This window comes from Duganella flavida (genome assembly GCF_009857445.1).
In the GTDB taxonomy this organism is placed as follows: Bacteria; Pseudomonadota; Gammaproteobacteria; order Burkholderiales; family Burkholderiaceae_D; genus Rugamonas; species Rugamonas flavida.
The window spans coordinates 183,267-198,541 of sequence record NZ_WWCN01000003.1 but is presented as its reverse complement, the minus strand read 5'-3'; the positions used below and the strand labels follow the sequence as shown (position 1 = coordinate 198,541).

Annotated in this window: 16 protein-coding genes; 10 read left to right on the top strand and 6 right to left on the bottom strand. The window is 62.9% G+C overall.

Going from position 1 to position 15,275, the window contains the following annotated elements:
• Positions 1–16: 16 nt before the first annotated feature.
• Positions 17–436: an ATP-binding protein gene (locus GTP46_RS05420; RefSeq protein WP_161005603.1), complete on the bottom strand. Its 420-nt coding sequence runs from the start codon at positions 434–436 to the stop codon at positions 17–19.
• Between the two features lie 40 nt (positions 437–476).
• Here GTP46_RS05420 and GTP46_RS05415 point away from each other — a divergent pair, with 40 nt between their 5' ends.
• Both GTP46_RS05415 and GTP46_RS05410 read left to right on the top strand, forming a co-directional pair.
• Complete coding sequence (locus GTP46_RS05415; RefSeq protein ID WP_371869567.1) at positions 477–917, top strand: FecR family protein; 441 nt, start codon at positions 477–479, stop codon at positions 915–917.
• Positions 918–920: 3 nt separating this feature from the next.
• Positions 921–1,511 (top strand): OmpA family protein, encoded by a 591-nt coding sequence (locus tag GTP46_RS05410; protein ID WP_161005602.1) that lies wholly within the window; start codon positions 921–923, stop codon positions 1,509–1,511.
• On the opposite strand, the gene GTP46_RS05405 is transcribed toward GTP46_RS05410, so the two are convergent.
• From GTP46_RS05405 to GTP46_RS05395, 3 genes are read right to left on the bottom strand one after another with little or no spacing between them, the layout of a single operon-like run.
• Positions 1,508–3,649 (bottom strand): CHASE2 domain-containing protein, encoded by a 2,142-nt coding sequence (locus GTP46_RS05405; RefSeq protein ID WP_161005601.1) that lies wholly within the window; start codon positions 3,647–3,649, stop codon positions 1,508–1,510. The two genes, GTP46_RS05410 and GTP46_RS05405, sit on opposite strands and share 4 nt — an antisense overlap.
• Positions 3,650–3,657: 8 nt before the next feature.
• Complete coding sequence (locus GTP46_RS05400; protein WP_161005600.1) at positions 3,658–4,626, bottom strand: MBL fold metallo-hydrolase; 969 nt, start codon at positions 4,624–4,626, stop codon at positions 3,658–3,660.
• Positions 4,623–4,979 (bottom strand): STAS domain-containing protein, encoded by a 357-nt coding sequence (locus GTP46_RS05395; protein ID WP_161005599.1) that lies wholly within the window; start codon positions 4,977–4,979, stop codon positions 4,623–4,625. The genes GTP46_RS05400 and GTP46_RS05395 overlap by 4 nt, the downstream gene beginning before the upstream one ends.
• 128 nt (positions 4,980–5,107) lie before the next feature.
• On the opposite strand from GTP46_RS05395, the gene GTP46_RS05390 reads away from it, so the two are divergent.
• Positions 5,108–6,403, top strand: coding sequence for an NCS2 family permease (locus tag GTP46_RS05390; RefSeq protein WP_161005598.1), 1,296 nt, complete (start codon positions 5,108–5,110; stop codon positions 6,401–6,403).
• Here GTP46_RS05390 and GTP46_RS05385 read toward each other — a convergent pair.
• Complete coding sequence (locus tag GTP46_RS05385; RefSeq protein WP_161005597.1) at positions 6,391–6,672, bottom strand: hypothetical protein; 282 nt, start codon at positions 6,670–6,672, stop codon at positions 6,391–6,393. The two genes, GTP46_RS05390 and GTP46_RS05385, sit on opposite strands and share 13 nt — an antisense overlap.
• 119 nt (positions 6,673–6,791) lie before the next feature.
• Between GTP46_RS05385 and GTP46_RS05380 the strand changes: the two genes are divergently transcribed.
• From GTP46_RS05380 to GTP46_RS05350, 7 genes are all read left to right on the top strand, one after another.
• On the top strand, positions 6,792–7,250 hold the full coding sequence (locus GTP46_RS05380) for an Lrp/AsnC family transcriptional regulator (protein WP_161005596.1): 459 nt from the start codon (positions 6,792–6,794) through the stop codon (positions 7,248–7,250).
• Positions 7,251–7,323: 73 nt separating this feature from the next.
• Positions 7,324–8,124: a beta/gamma crystallin-related protein gene (locus GTP46_RS30170; RefSeq protein WP_308495417.1), complete on the top strand. Its 801-nt coding sequence runs from the start codon at positions 7,324–7,326 to the stop codon at positions 8,122–8,124.
• 61 nt (positions 8,125–8,185) lie between these two features.
• Entirely contained in the window at positions 8,186–8,695 is a 510-nt protein-coding gene (locus tag GTP46_RS05370; protein ID WP_161005595.1) for a sigma-70 family RNA polymerase sigma factor, read from the top strand.
• Positions 8,692–9,645: a FecR domain-containing protein gene (locus GTP46_RS05365; protein ID WP_371869566.1), complete on the top strand. Its 954-nt coding sequence runs from the start codon at positions 8,692–8,694 to the stop codon at positions 9,643–9,645. The genes GTP46_RS05370 and GTP46_RS05365 overlap by 4 nt, the downstream gene beginning before the upstream one ends.
• A gap of 80 nt (positions 9,646–9,725) precedes the next feature.
• On the top strand, positions 9,726–12,143 hold the full coding sequence (locus GTP46_RS05360) for a TonB-dependent siderophore receptor (protein WP_161005593.1): 2,418 nt from the start codon (positions 9,726–9,728) through the stop codon (positions 12,141–12,143).
• Positions 12,144–12,145: 2 nt separating this feature from the next.
• Complete coding sequence (locus tag GTP46_RS05355; protein ID WP_161005592.1) at positions 12,146–13,912, top strand: PepSY-associated TM helix domain-containing protein; 1,767 nt, start codon at positions 12,146–12,148, stop codon at positions 13,910–13,912.
• The gene (locus tag GTP46_RS05350; RefSeq protein WP_161005591.1) at positions 13,909–14,259 is read left to right on the top strand and encodes a DUF3325 domain-containing protein; all 351 of its coding nucleotides are present in this window, start codon (positions 13,909–13,911) and stop codon (positions 14,257–14,259) included. The genes GTP46_RS05355 and GTP46_RS05350 overlap by 4 nt, the downstream gene beginning before the upstream one ends.
• Here the strand turns inward: GTP46_RS05350 and GTP46_RS05345 are convergent.
• Positions 14,175–15,185, bottom strand: a complete 1,011-nt coding sequence (locus GTP46_RS05345) for an NAD(P)H-binding protein (RefSeq protein WP_161005590.1) — start codon at positions 15,183–15,185, stop codon at positions 14,175–14,177. The genes GTP46_RS05350 and GTP46_RS05345 overlap by 85 nt on opposite strands.
• Positions 15,186–15,275 lie beyond the last annotated feature (90 nt).

The following is a 15,275-nucleotide window of genomic DNA, read 5'->3' as shown; positions in this document are numbered from 1 at the left end:
CTGAGGAATAAAAACCTTATTGTAAGGCGATCTCGATCCGGTTGTGGCCCTCGCTGTAGGAATAAGCCACGGCACCACCCAGCTGGCGAATCAGCAGCAGACCCAGACCACCTACGATCAAGTCCTCCGGCGGCAGTGAAGGATCGGGCGGCGGCGGGCCCTCGGTCAGGGGATTGAACGGAGGCGCGGCGTCTTCGTAGCACAACACCTGTCCGCGCACGCCTACCCACACGTCGTGGGCGCTGTCGCCGCCGTAGCCGTGCAGGATGCTGTTGCGCAGCAGCTCCTCCAGGATTAATTCGGCGCGCGCGACCACGCCCGGCGCAAGGCCGGACTGCGTCAGCGCCATGGCGGCAAACGCCATCGCGCTGGGGACCGCATCCAGCCGTGCCGGAAAACGCAGCAGATGCGCGATACCGGTTTCTTTTTCGTCCATTCGAGCATATTATCGGAATGCTTATGTTAGGAGAAGAACCGTGAAAAGAATAATAACGATGCTGGCAGCCTCCTTTGCGCTGCTGGCTAACGCCGCCGACCTCCCGGCTGGCATGATTAAAACCGCAAAAGGCAGCGCTGCTATCGAACGCGAAGGTAAAAAAACGCCGGCGCTGGCTGGCGCCGCGCTGATGGCGAGCGACCGCGTAGTCACCGGCGCCGACGGCTCGGTGGGCATCACGCTGCGTGACGAAACCCTGCTGGCTGTAGGCCCGAACAGCAATGTGTGGCTGGAGAAGTACGCTTTCGACCCGACCTCGCACGAGGGCGCGCTGGACGCCACGGTCAAGAAAGGCACGCTGGGCGTCATCTCGGGCAAGCTGTCCAAGCAGTCGCCGGGTGCGGTGCAGTTCCGCACTCCGACCTCGATTCTAGGCGTGCGCGGCACCGAGTTTGTCATCGACGTCAAGGACGGAGACTAAGTTATGGCCTTACTCATTTGGGCCGTGTGCCTGCTCGCCGCTGTCTCGCAACTGCAACGCGGCCCGACCGAACAAATCACTTTGCTGCCTAGCCAGGACGGCAAACCGAGCGCCGTGATCATCACCACGGCGGGCAAAGACACGGTGCTGGATAAGCCGTATCAAACCGCCGCCGTCGATAGCCGTGGCGCGGTTGCCACAGGCGGCGACAGCACGCAGATCAAGAACCGTTACGGCGCGCTGCTGGACGCGTTGCCGCAACGTGCAGCGGTGTTCATCGTCTACTTCATCACAGACACCGAAAACCTGACGCCAGAATCGGCGGGCCAGCTAGCGCAGATCAAGCAGCAGCTGGCTGCACGCCCTGCGCCGGAGATTATCGTCATCGGCCATACCGACACGGTGGCACGCCAGGAGTACAACGACGCCCTGTCGCTGCGCCGCGCCGAAGCGGTCAAACGCATTCTGGTGGAAGCCGGAATTGCGGCCGACCAGATTGCGGTGCAAGGCCGTGGTGAGCGCGAGCTGCTTATCCAGACTGCGGACGGCGTCGACGAACCGCGCAACCGACGCGTGGAAATCCGCGTGCGTTAATTCACTGCTGCGCCGTTCCAGCGCAGCACCAGCAAGGTCAAATCATCCGAGGCTTCGGCGCCGTCCACGTGGCGGCGCACATCGTCGCGCACCGCCTGCACCACCGCCGCTGGCGCGGTGGTCGCAACGCCGGACAGCAGGCGGTTGAGCCGTTCGTTCCCGTACAACTCCCCTGCCGTGTTCATTGCTTCGCTGATGCCGTCCGTGGTCAGGCACAGGCTTTCGCCAGGCTGCAACTGGTACTGCTGCACCGGATATTCGAAATCGTCGATCACGCACAGCGGAGGTCCGTCTGCTGATTGCAGCAGTTCGGCGCGGCCGTCGGCAGTGATGCGACGTGGTGCGTCGTGGCCTGCGTTGCACAGGTAGACCGCGCCGCTGGCGGCATCAAGGATGCCGGCAACGCTGGTCACAAACAGCATTTCGGGATTCTCGCGTACCAGCTCGCGGTTGGCGCTGTTCATGATGACGCCCATATCGGCCTCGCCGCGCAAGGCAATGCTGCGCGAGAGCGCCTTGGCAACCACCATAAATAAACTGGCCGGCAGTCCTTTGCCCGACACGTCGCCGACCATGAAAAATACGCGGTCGTCATCGAGCTTGAAGAAGTCATATAAATCGCCACCAACTTCCTTGGCCGGTTCCAGCAAGGCGTCCAGTTCGAAGCGGTGTTCGCCGGGGAAGGAGCTTGCGGCCTGCGGCAGGGACGCCATCTGGATGCGGCGTGCGGCGTTGAGTTCACCGGCGGTACGGGCGGCGGCTTCGCGCGCGGTTTGCAATGCGCGTTCGGATTGTTTGCGGTCGCGTACTGCGGCCGCCAGCATGCTGGTTAGCAGGCTAAGACAGATGGCTGCGTAACCGAGCACCACGCCGGCCGCATCGAACAGCAGGCCGACGCGCGCAAACAGCAAGGCGCCGGCGCCGAACAAGGCTGCGCCCAGCATGATCGCCATCGGTACGCCAACGCGCAGGCGCTGGCGCGGCAGCATCCAGATGGTTAGCAGGCTGCAGGCCGCGAAGGCTGCCACTTCGATCCAGCGCATCCACTGCGGGCGGCGCAGGAACGCACCGTCAAAAAAGCTTTCGATCATTTGCGCGTGGGTGTCGACGCCAGGCAGCAGGTCGCCGCGCGCGTTGGTTTTGTAGTCACTGAGACCCAGGCCTGTCATGGCGACGATGACGATTTTGTCTTGCAGGACAGCGGGATCGATACGGCCGCGCAGCACATCCAGCGCGGAGATGTAGCGGTCCAGCGCCGGCGCGGAAAAGTTGACCCACACTGCGCCGTCGGGCAGCGTGGGCACGCGCAGATCGCCGACCGAGACGCTGTGCACACCGCTTGCATCGGCCTCGATCTCGATTGCCGGCGTGCCGGTGGCCACGCGCAGCAGCTCCATCGACAGCGACGGCACCAGCATGTCGCCCACCGCGCCCACCAGCGGCGCGCGGCGCACAACGCCCTTTTCCAGATTCGCCGACAATAGCCCCTGCCCGCGCGCCGCCGCCTGCAGCATCGGCAAACTGGACATCGCCTGCGGAAAGCGCATCACCGGCAAGTGCGCCGCGTCCGGAACGCCCACCGCCGAGCCGTCTTTGTCCGCGCCGCGCACATGCATCGGCCATACGCGCAGGGCGTCGCTGGTACCGGCTTCCGCGTGCATGAAGCCTGCGGTGCCCAGCACAATCGGCGCGCGGCGCATTTGCTCGGCCAGCAGCGCATCGTGCGATGGCAACTGCGTCAACTCGTCATGCAGACGGCCTTCCGGCATGCGCGCCGCCAGCGCTTCGGGCGAGGTGTTATCCGGCTCCGGCATCAAAATATCCAACCCGATGGCCAGCGGACGTTGCGCCGCTATCTGCTCCAGCAGCTCCTTGAACAAAGTGCGCGGCCACGGCCACTGCCCATACTCACTGAGCGCCGCTTCATCGATATTGATAATGTGGACCGGCCCGGAAAGCCGCTCACGCGGCAAATAGGTTTGATAAGTATCGAACAAGGCCAGGCGCAAAGCTGGCAAAGGGCCATCGCCACCGCGCGCCAGCAGCACGGCCAGCACCAGCGCCACCAGCAAGGCCAGCGGCCTGCCCTGCCCGGCGCGCACGCCGCCCCAGGCGCGAGTTTGCAAGCGGCGCAGCATGGCGGCGCTTACAGCGCGATTTCCATGCCGTCGTAGGCGGACACAATCTCCAGCGGCGCCTCGCCGGTGATCTCCGCATAACGGCGCGTCTCGGCCAGCACGCGCGAAATCTGCGCATCGTCGTAGATCGGCTCATGGTGGAACAGGCAAAGCTTGTGCACACCGGCCAGTTGGCACAGCTCCACGCCGACCACATTACTGGAGTGCCCCCAATCCGCCTTCACCGAAATCGAATCGGCCAGCGAGTACATGGCGTCGAAAATCACCAGGTCCGCGTCGCGGAAGAAGTCCACAAACGCCACGCGCTCCGCAGCGTTATCCAGCTTGTGCTCAGAGTCCGTGCTGTAGATCAGCGTCTTGCCACCCTGCTCCAGCCGGTAGCCATACGAATCGCCCGCATGCAGCTGCAGCTTGGCCGTCACCGTCACATCGCGCACCTGCTGCGGCACGCCCGGCGTCAACTGCACAAACTCGATGGTTGCGCCCAACTGCTGGAAACCTACCGGAAAACTGATCGGCTCCTGTTGGCGACGAAACGCCGTCTCCAGATCCTTATGGCAGCCGTAGATGATGATGCGGTTACCTGGAATATAGGCTGGCGTAAAGAACGGGAACCCCATGATGTGATCCCAGTGCAGATGCGACATGAACACGTGATAGGTCTGCGGCTTGCCCGGTCCATACTTGGCCAGCTTGGAACCAGCCAGCGGACGCGCACCCGATCCCAAATCAAGCACGATGTGCTCATGGATGGTATCCGTATCCCACGCCTCCACTTCCACGCAGCTGGAATTGCCACCGTAAGTGCCGCTCACCTCAAAGCCGAGATGATTGTCGACGTAGTCCACCACCTTGTCCGTACTATCGAGGTTGCGGCCGATTGCACCTTCCAAAGCCGTCACCAATTTGGCGCGGATCTGCTTATGGGTCAGCGCCACCGGCAGCGAGCCGCGCGCGCCCCAGATGCGCGCCTTCATGAAACCGCCGTTGCCAGCACCGCCAGCGCGCTCGCGCGGTCGGGGAAAATCTCAAACAGCATATCGAAGCGGCTGATGGTGAACACCTCCAGCACCAGCGGCTGCAGGCCCGCCAGCACCATGCGTCCACCTTGCGCCTTGACCTGTTTGATCGCCACCATCAGCGCGCGCAAGCCGATGCTACTAATATAAGTGATGCCGGAAAAATCGATCACCAAAGGCGGGCCGTCCTTGCGGCAGTCTGCCAGATGCGGATCGAGGGCCAGTTTAAATGCATCGGCATGCGTATGATCGATGCGGCCAGCGGGGCTCAGCACAATGGTGCGGCCCTCTTGTATAGGCTGAAGTTCCATAGTCAAGCCTTGAGGTACGTTAGATAACTATTTTTCCATTATCACATCTTTTTGTCCTTTTGACACCACGAAGTGTTGCGCCCATCCGTGCTATTCTTCGCCCCTCGAAGTTTCAGCAGGAGCGCGCCATGTCATTTCTTAATCAATATTTCAAGCTCTCCGAACACGGTAGCACTGTCCGAACCGAAGTCGTTGCGGGTGTCACCACCTTCCTGACGATGGCCTATATCATTTTCGTCAACCCCGCCATTCTCGGCGACGCCGGTGTGCCCAAGGACGCAGTGTTCGTGGCCACCTGCCTCGCTGCGGCGCTGGGCACCCTGATCATGGGCCTGTACGCCAACTACCCGATCGGCATGGCGCCGGGCATGGGCCTGAACGCCTATTTCGCGTACGCGGTGGTGCTGGGCATGGGCGTACCGTGGCAGTCGGCGCTGGGCGCGGTGTTCATCTCCGGTTGCCTGTTCATTATCGTCAGCCTGTTCAAGGTGCGTGAGTATATTGTTAACGGCATTCCGCATTCGCTGCGCGTGGCGATCACGGTGGGCCTGGGCTTGTTCCTGGCGCTGATCGCGATGAAGAGCGCGGGCCTGGTAGTCGCCAATCCGGACACGCTGGTACGCGTGGGCGACATGCACAACCCGCACACCATCATGGCCATCTTCGGCTTCCTGCTAATCGTGACGCTGGACCGCCTGCAAGTACCGGGCGCACTGTTGATCGGCATCGTCTCGGTGACGGTAATGAGCTTCTTCTTCGGCGGGAATACCTTCCACGGCTTCATGTCGCTGCCGCCGTCGATTTCGCCGACCCTGTTCCACCTCGACCTGCAGGGCGCCTGGCATATGGGCCTGTTCAATGTGGTGCTGGTGTTCTTCCTGGTTGAACTGTTCGACGCCACCGGCACCCTGATGGGCGTGGCCTCGCGCGCGGGCCTGCTGGTCAACGGCCGGATGGAGCGCTTGAACAAGGCGCTGCTGGCTGACAGCTGCGCCATCGTCGCCGGTTCGGTGCTGGGTACGTCGAGCACCACCGCCTACCTCGAAAGCGCCGCTGGCGTGCAAGCAGGCGGCCGTACCGGCATGACCGCGCTGGTAGTGGCACTCCTGTTCCTGGCCGCGCTGTTCTTCGCACCGATCGCCGGCGTGGTGCCAGCCTACGCCACCGCACCGGCGCTGCTGTTCGTCGCCTGCCTGATGCTGCGCGACTTCATCGACATCGACTGGAGCGACACCACCGAAAGCGTACCCGCCGCGATTACCGCGCTGGTGATCCCGTTCACCTACTCGATCGCGCACGGTATCGCCTTCGGCTTCATCACCTACGCCGGCCTGAAACTGCTGACCGGCCAGGCGCGCCAGGTGAAGCCGGTGGTGTGGATCATTGCCATCGTCTTCCTGATCAAGTACAGCTACGTCGCCTGATAGCGCTGGTTATCCACCACCAGTCTAGGCATCTCCCTGATCTGCATCACGCCGATCAGGTTATGCAGCCGCATACGGCATAGCGTCAGAATATCTTCCTCTTCCGCCGCCAGGCGCACCTGGACTTCCATGCCATACGGCGTGGAAGTCGTGCGCAGCGCGCGCAACTCAATGTTCAAACGCCGCACCACCTGTAATGCCGCCTCCAGTGTGGCGATCGGCGCATCCGGCTCGATGCAGAAACGGTAGCTTTTTTGTGTGGTATCCATGTGAACAGGATAGCCAGAAATGGCAGAAATAGGCTTCCTGATTTTCTGCCGTTTTGCGCTATTATCAGCAGATTCTCCTGCCCGATGTAAAATACGAGGAATATTTATCTTGGATAGCCATGGAAATCGACGAACTGGATCGCCGCATCCTGCGCGAACTGCGCAAGGACGGCCGCCTGAGTAACACCAAGCTGGCAGAAAAAGTCGGCCTCTCGACCACGCCGTGCTGGAACCGCGTGCGCGCACTGGAGGAAGGCGGCATGATCGAGGGCTACACGGCCTTGATCAGCCAGACCGCGCTGGGTTATCCCGACACTGTCATCATCGAGGTCACGCTGGACCGCCATGACGACGACATCTTCGAAAAATTCGGCGCCGCACTGGCCAAGCTGCCGGAAGTGACGGAAGCTTACCTGCTCACCGGCGACTACGATTACCTGATCAAGGTCGCTGTCGCCGGCACCGCAGGCTACGAAGAATTCCTGCGCAAGAAGCTGTATAAATTACCGGGCCTTAAACACAGCCGCTCCACTTTCGTGCTGCGCTGCCTGAAGCGCGCACAATCTGTCGAACCCTGACTATGTGCGCGACCGTACAGTAACCGGCGCATAAATCGGCCATGCTCACGTCTCATCCCATCAGGAGAAGACAATGAACAATACGCTGAAATTCGCCGTGGCGGCAGCCGCTGTCGGCATGGCCGCACAGGCTTCCGCCCAAATCACTTTCTACGAAGGCGACGGCTTGCGCGGCCGCGCCTTCACCGCCAACAGCCAAGTGCGCGACTTTTCGCGCAACGGCTTCAACGACCGCGCATCCTCAGTGGTGGTCGACCGCGGGCAATGGGAAGTGTGCGAAGACGCCAATTTCCGCGGCCAATGCATGGTCCTGCGCCGCGGCAGCTACGAAACGCTGGCCGGCATGGGCATGAACAACCGCATTTCCTCGGTCCGTCCGGTACCGGTGCGCGACAGCTACGACAACGAAGCCCCGCCGCCATTGGCCCAACCATCGTATGAATGGCGCCGCCGTCCGAGTGAGCGCATCGTCGATGTGCCGGTCAGCTCCGTGCATGCGGTGCTCGGCACGCCGGAGCAGCGCTGCTGGGTCGAACGCCAGCAGGTCAACGAACCGTCACGCCCCAGCGCCGGCGGCGTGATTGCCGGTGCGCTGATCGGCGGAATCCTGGGCCACCAGGTCGGCGGCGGCACCGGGCGCGATGTCGCCACCGCCGGCGGCGCGATTGCCGGTGCGGCCATCGGCAACAATGTGGCCAACCAAAACAACACCAGCACGCGCGACGTGCGCCGCTGCGAAAGCGTCGGCAACCAGCAGCCGCAATATTGGGACGTGGCGTATAACTATCGCGGCGTCCAGCATCGCGTGCAACTGAGTACCCCGCCCGGCTCCACCATCGCCGTCAACAGCAAAACCGGCGAACCGCGCATGTAAGAAGTTGCGGCGGCTGTCCACGTCCTGTAGAATAAATGAGAATAGTTCTTATTCTCATAAAATGACAGCCGCCGTCCTGCATCCCCATTTCACAGACCTGTACAGTAACCATCACACCTGGCTGCAGCGCTGGCTGTGCGCCAAACTGGGAAACGCCTGTGATGCGGACGACCTGGCGCAAGACACTTTCACCCGTATTCTCGGGCGTAGTGACTTGGCGGCGTTGAATGAGCCGCGCGCCTTCCTGACGACGGTCGCCAAAGGTGTACTGGTCAACTGGTATCAACGCCAATCGCTGGAGCGCGCCTATCTGGAAGCGCTGGCCTCCCTGCCCGAACCGACCGCTATCTCGCCGGAACAGCGCATGCTGATCCTCGAAACGTTACACGGCATCGACGCCATGCTGGATGCCCTGCCGCTCAAGGTCAAACAAGCTTTCCTGATGGCGCAGCTGGATGGTCTGGGCTACGCCGACATCGCCGTCCGCCTCGGCGTGTCGCTGATCACCGTCAAACGCTATATGAAACAAGCCTTTCTCCAATGCCTGCTGGCGATGGAAGATGCCGCGTGAACGCCCGCATCTCGCCCAAGGCGCTTGAAGAAGCGGCGGAATGGCTGGTGCGCTTGCAGGACGGCGCCACCAGCGCGGACCGCAACGCCTGCGAACAATGGCGCGGCAGCGATCCGCAGCATGCGCTCGCATGGGAACGCGCGCAGCTGCTGATGAACAAACTAGGCACGCTGCCGCCCGCACTGGCGATGCCGGTATTAAGCCGCACGCCGGATGCCGCCCGGCGCGCCGCCATCACGCGCATCGCCGCACTGATGGTCGCGATACCTGCTGGCTGGGGTGCGTGGCGCTATGCCGAATCGCAGCCGTGGTCCGGCGACATTCATACCAGCGTCGGCGAACATCGCACCATCACGCTTGCCGACGGCAGCAGCGTAACCCTCAACACCGCCAGCGCCATCGATGTACGATTTACAGACAGCGAACGCCTGATCGTCCTGCGCAACGGCGAAATCCTGGTGCGCAGCAGCCGCACTCACGAAGCCCGGCCGCTGCGCGTCAGCACCACGGAAGGCCTGATGCAGCCTATGGGAACCGTGTTTAACGTGCGCCGCCGCGAATGCAGTACCGATCTTGCCGTCATTGAAGGCGCAGTGCGCATTACGCCTGCGCGCACCGCCGGGGAAGCGCAGGTGGTTGATGCCGGCAACCAGACTCGCTTCAACCAGCACAGCATCGCACCGCTGCGCACCGTTGATCCGGCGTTGACGGCATGGACCACCGGCATGCTGCTGGCCGACCAAATGCGGCTAGACGAATTCGTGACCGAGCTTTCGCGCTACCGCAACGGCGTGCTGCGGGTCGATCCCGCGCTGGCGGCACTGCGCGTTTCGGGCGCGTTCCCCATCACCGACACCGAACGGTCGCTGGACATGCTGGTTTCCACCTACCCGGTGGACGCCGTGCAGCGCGTGCGCGGCTACTGGATTACGCTGGTGCCGCGCGGCTGAAAATATTGTTGATTTTTCGTGATACTTTTTTGCGCCTCGGCTGGCATAGAGACAGAATCCATTTTAAGAAAGTCTCTGTAATGCTTAACGCACGCATCGCCCTGGTCAGCATGGCGCTGGCCGCAGGCCAGACCGCCGTCGCCGCCGAACTCCCCGCCGCCGCCCAACAAACCTACCAGCTGGCCGCAGGTCCGCTGGGCCGCACCCTCTCTAGCGTGGCCGTCGGCGCGGGGATCTCCTTGTCGTTCGATCCGGCGCTGACCGACGGCCTCTCCAGCCCTGCGCTGCACGGCAGCTACACGCCGCGCGCCGCGCTGGAGCACCTGCTGTCCGGCACCGGTCTGGCTCTCGTTGCCCGCACCGATGGCACGCTCACGCTGCAAAAGCGCAGCGCCGCAGTCGGTTTGCCAGCGACAGGGCCGGCGACGTCCGCACCTGCGGTAGCTACGCTGGCGCAGGTGGAAGTGCACGGCATGAGCGACGGCGCGCCGGGCCAGGCACGCAGCAGCGGCGCCACCGGCCTGGAATTGTCGATCCGCGAAACCCCGCAAGCGATCAGCGTCATGAACCGCCAACGCATTGAAGACCAGCGCCTTGAGACCCTGCAGGACGTGGTGGGCCAAACCACCGGCATCACGCTGGAGCACTCGTCGGCCAGCCGCGAGACCGACCAGATGTTCTCGCGCGGCTTCGCCATCGATACCTATATGTTCGACGGCATCCCGACCACCAAGCTGGTGGAGCCGGCCGGTTTTGACGCCAGCATCTACGAGCGCGTCGAAGTAGTGCGCGGTGCAGCAGGCCTGATGGGCGGTAACGGCAGCCCTGCTGCCGCCGTCAACCTGGTTCGTAAGCGTCCATCGCGCGAACTGCGCGCGGAGGCTGAACTGCAAGCAGGCCGCTGGGACAAGTATCGCGCCCAGGCCGACGTTTCGGCGCCGCTCAGCGACGACAAGCATGTACGCGGCCGCATCGTCGTCGCCCAGCAGAACGCCAATTCATTCGTCGACCGCTATCACCAGGACAAGGATCTGTTCTACAGCATCGTTGAAGCAGACCTCGGCCCTTCTACCCTGTTGAGCGCAGGCTTCAGCTACCAGAATGAAAAGCTGGATGGCGCCAGCCGCGGCTTCGTCCCCTACTACAGCGATGGCTCCAAGACCAATTTCGCGCGCTCGGTCAACAGCGCATCCAGCTCCAGCTACTACATCCGCAAGCAAAGCCTGGCCTTCGCCACGCTGGAACATTACTTCGCCAACGACTGGAGCGCCAAGGTCGCGGTTAATTACGCAGCCAATCAGTACGACGCGGTGCAAGGCTACGCCGGCCGCGGCGCGCTCGATAAACAAACCGGCGCCGGCCTGTCGCTGTGGCAGACCAAGTGGGACAGCAAGCCGGAACAGCTGTCCATCGACGCCTTTGCCAGCGGACCGTTTGAGGCCTTCGGCCGCAAGCATGAACTGGTGGTGGGCATGAGTGCCTCGGACATGAAGAACACCGGTCCAAGCTACCCGGCATGGATACTGACCGGTTACGACAACAACATTCCGAATTTCTTCACCTGGAACGGCAACTCGCCGACGCCGAATTACGTCGGCACCATCAGCGGCAGCTACACCGAAAAAGAAAAGCAGCTGGCCGGCTATGGCTCGATGCGTTTGCGGCCAAGCGACGACCTCTCGGTCATTCTCGGCACGCGCGTCGCCAACTGGAAGCGTACCACCGACAGCGTAACCTGGGGCGCTTCGGCCACCAGCGATGCATTCGAAAAAAATGGCAAGGTGACGCCGTATGCGGGCGTGGTCTACACCGTCAACCCGCAATGGTCGGCCTACACCAGCTACACCGCCATCTTCTCCCCGCAGACCTACCGCGACCGCAACAACCGCGTGATCGAGCCGCTGGAAGGCAAGAACGCTGAAGTAGGCATCAAGGGCGACCTGCTGGACGGCTTGCTGAGCACCAGCGTGTCGCTGTTCCATATGCGCCAGGACAACCTCGCTGAAATGGATGCCGACCAACTGGTGCTGCCGGATGGTTCCACCGCCTACCACACCGTCAAAGGCGCAACCGCCAAAGGCTTTGAGCTGGAGGTATCGGGTCAGATCCAGCGCGGCTGGCAGCTGACTGCGGGCTATGCGCACTCACGCATCGCCGACGCGCAAGGCAATCGCCTGCAAACTAACCAGCCGCTGAATAACTTCAAGCTGTGGACCAGCTACGACATCGCCGGCATCGGTAGTGGCTTGACGGTTGGCGGTGGCGTCAACTGGCAAGGCGACATCTACCAGGATGGCGCCAGTCCAGCCGGCGAACGCTTTACGCAGCACAGCTATGCCTTGGTCGCGATGATGGCGCGCTATCGCATCAGCAGGGAGCTGTCGGCTACACTTAACGTGAACAACCTGCTGGACAAGCACTACTACTCGTCCGGCTGGGGCAATTACTACGGCGAGCCGCGCAACGTCATGGTGTCGCTGAACTACCGCTTCCGCTGATCATGAAGCGCATAGCCATCATCATCGTTGGCGCCTACCTGTTTGCCTCCATCGGCGCCGCCCTGTTGTCGGCGTTGAATGGGCCGGGCAGCGACGCCATGCTGGGCGGCGCGCTGCTAGGCCTGGCCTTGTACGCGCCGCTGGTCGTGTGGGGCTTTGGCACGCGGCGCGGCAGCAGCATCAAGGGCGGTTTGCGCCAGCGCATGGCGTGGCTGCATACCTGGGCCGGACTGTGGGTCTGCTGGCTGGCCTTCGCCATTTTCCTGACCGGCACCCTGAGTGTGTTCGTGCATCCCATCTCCGACTGGATGCGGCCGGAGCAAGCGCAGGAAATTTCGCAAGCCCCCTTCACCGAGCCGCTCGATCACGCGCTACAGCTCAAACACGGCTTGCGCTATCTGGCGCAGCACGCGCCAAACAGCAAGATGTGGGAACTGTGGCCGCGCGCGGGCGCCGATGAGTTCCAGGTATTCTGGCTGAACGAAAAAGGCTACTACGCCGATGCGCACCTGTCCACGGCCACCGGCGCGGCAATGAAGGAAGAAGCCAGCGCCGTGCGCGACACGCTGGGCGGCATGCACTTCGTCGAGTTCCACCATGCACTGCACGCGGGAACCACCGGCCTGTGGATCGTCGGCCTTGCATCGGCTGCGATGCTGGTGGCGCTGATCTCCGGCGTCATTACGCACAAGCGCATCTTCCAGGACTTCTTCACCTTCCGTCCGGCCAAAGGCCAGCGCTCATGGCTGGATGCACACAACCTGGCGGGCGTGCTGGCGCTGCCCTTTCTGTTCATGATTGTGTATAGCGGACTGGCGATCAGCTGGAGCACTTACATGCCGGCGGTGTCATGGGCGCAGGAACTGCGCACCGGCGAAACAGCGCATGTGCGGGAGTACGGCCCTGAGAGCAAGCCGTCAGGCCGCAGCGGTGCACTGGCCTCACTCGATCCGCTGGTGCACCTGGCGGAAACGACTTTCCATACTCCGGCCTACGCAGTGGTGGTCAATCATCCGGGAGACGCGGCGATGACGGTGCAGGTCTACAGCACCACGTCGCCGGACACGCAGGAAGGCAACCTGCTAAGTAAGCGCGGCATGATGAAGTTCGATGGCGTCAGCGGCGCACTGCTGGAAACCGAGATGCCGCACCGCGCTCCACCCAACGGCGCGCGCGCCACGATGGCAACGCTCGATGAGCTGCATCGCCTGCACTTTGCCGGTTCCGTCATCCGCTGGATCTATTTTGTCGCCGGCATGGCAGGCACCGCGATGATGGCGACCGGTGCGATCCTGTTCATGGTCAAGCGCCGCCAGAAATCACTGAACGAATTTGGCAGTGCCACTGCGCGCGTCTACCGGGCCATCGATGCGCTGAACGTGGCCAGCATCGCGGGATTGTCGCTGGCCTGCATCGGCTTCCTGTGGTCCAACCGCTTGCTGCCGCTGGACTTGCAAGAGCGGCATGAATGGGAGGTCGGAGCTTTCTTCCTGCTCTGGCTAGCCTCCCTGCTGCACGCTACGATGCGGCCGGTGGCGCGCGCGTGGCGCGAGCAGCTGTGGGCTGGTGCGGCGCTTTGCCTACTGCTGCCAGCACTGAATGCGGCGACTACCGGCCAGCATCTGCTAGGGTATCTCGCGCACGGCGACACAGAACGCGCCGCCGTCGAGCTGACTGCCGCCGGTCTCGGGCTCGTACTGGCGTTTGCCGCGCTGCGCACCGGCCAGCGCAAGGCAGCTACCGTCGGCATCACCGGGGAGGCAGCATGATGAGCGCATGGACTGTATTGACCGCGCTCGGTCTTTGCCACGCCGGCATGGCCGGACTCTCGTTGGCCATCGACCGCCATCACCGCCAGCTTTATCGCTGTGACGCGCCACCCGGCCGCCGCACGCTGCTGCGCGTAGCCGGGAGTCTGCTGCTGGCGTTCGCCCTCCTGCCCTGCGCCTTGCTGTGGGGAGCAGGCGCCGGATTCGTCGCGTGGCTCGGCATGCTGACCATCGGGGCGCTGATGGCCGCCCTGCTACTGGCTTACTGGCCGCGTCGCGTCGTTCCAATCGCCGCGGCAACCGGCGCGCTAGCCATCGCAGGGCTGGCCGGGCTGGCGCTCACCTGATCCGGCAGGCAGCCCAGCCCTTGCAAGGTGCGGCTGACCGCAACGTCCAGCGGCGTATGCGGTTCGCTGCCCAGTACTGCCAGCAGCCAGGCGTTCGACATGCGCACCGGCTGGCGCCACAGGTAGCGCATCTCGCGCAGTTCGCGGAATACCGGTACGAACGGCGCAGCCACCCACGTCAGCCACCACGGAAATGCGCCGGCCCGCAGTCCGGGTTTGCCTGCAGCACGCGCAATCGCAGCCGGCATTTGCATGCCGTCCGCATCCCAATGGCCCTGCATCTGGTAGTTGGCAAAAAGCGGCAGCGCATCGCCCAGCTCCACCAACCGCACCATCGTCTCCGCCACATCAGGCAAGTAGGCCCACTGGTGACCGACGCCCGGCGCAGATGGATTGCTGATCACCGTCACCGGCTTGCCCGGTTTGACCAGTCCCTGCGCGAACCAGCTATTGCCGGCCTTCGGTCCGAAGAAGTCACCCGCGCGCACCACTAGCACTGGCAAGCCGCTATCCTTCAAGCGCCGTTCCATCTCCACGCGGATCGCACCCTTGCGCGTGACGGGACGCTGTGGCGCATCTTCATAAATATGTGGCAGCACGCCAGGCCCGTAGTTGTAGACAGTCCCTGGCAGCAGGATGCGGGCGCCGGATGCGCGAGCAGCGGCAATCGTATTGTCGATCATCGGCAGCACCAGTTGTCCCCAATTGCGGTAGCCGGGCGGATTCACTGCGTGCACGATCAACTGCACGCCTTGCGCCGCACGCACTACGTCGTCACGGTTCATGGCATCGCCGGTGATCCACTCCAGTCCTTCACCCTGGCGCACCGAGCGGTGCAAAGCCTTCACACGCCAGCCACGCGCCACCAGCAAGCGTGCCACTTCACCGCCAATGCCGCCGGTTGCTCCCAGAACCAGTGCTTCCATGTTTGCTCTCCTTGTATGAGTGTCGATGGATGGAGTGTCGCCTGCGCCGAGCTGAAAGAAAATTACCGAAACGTGCATAGTCGCTATACA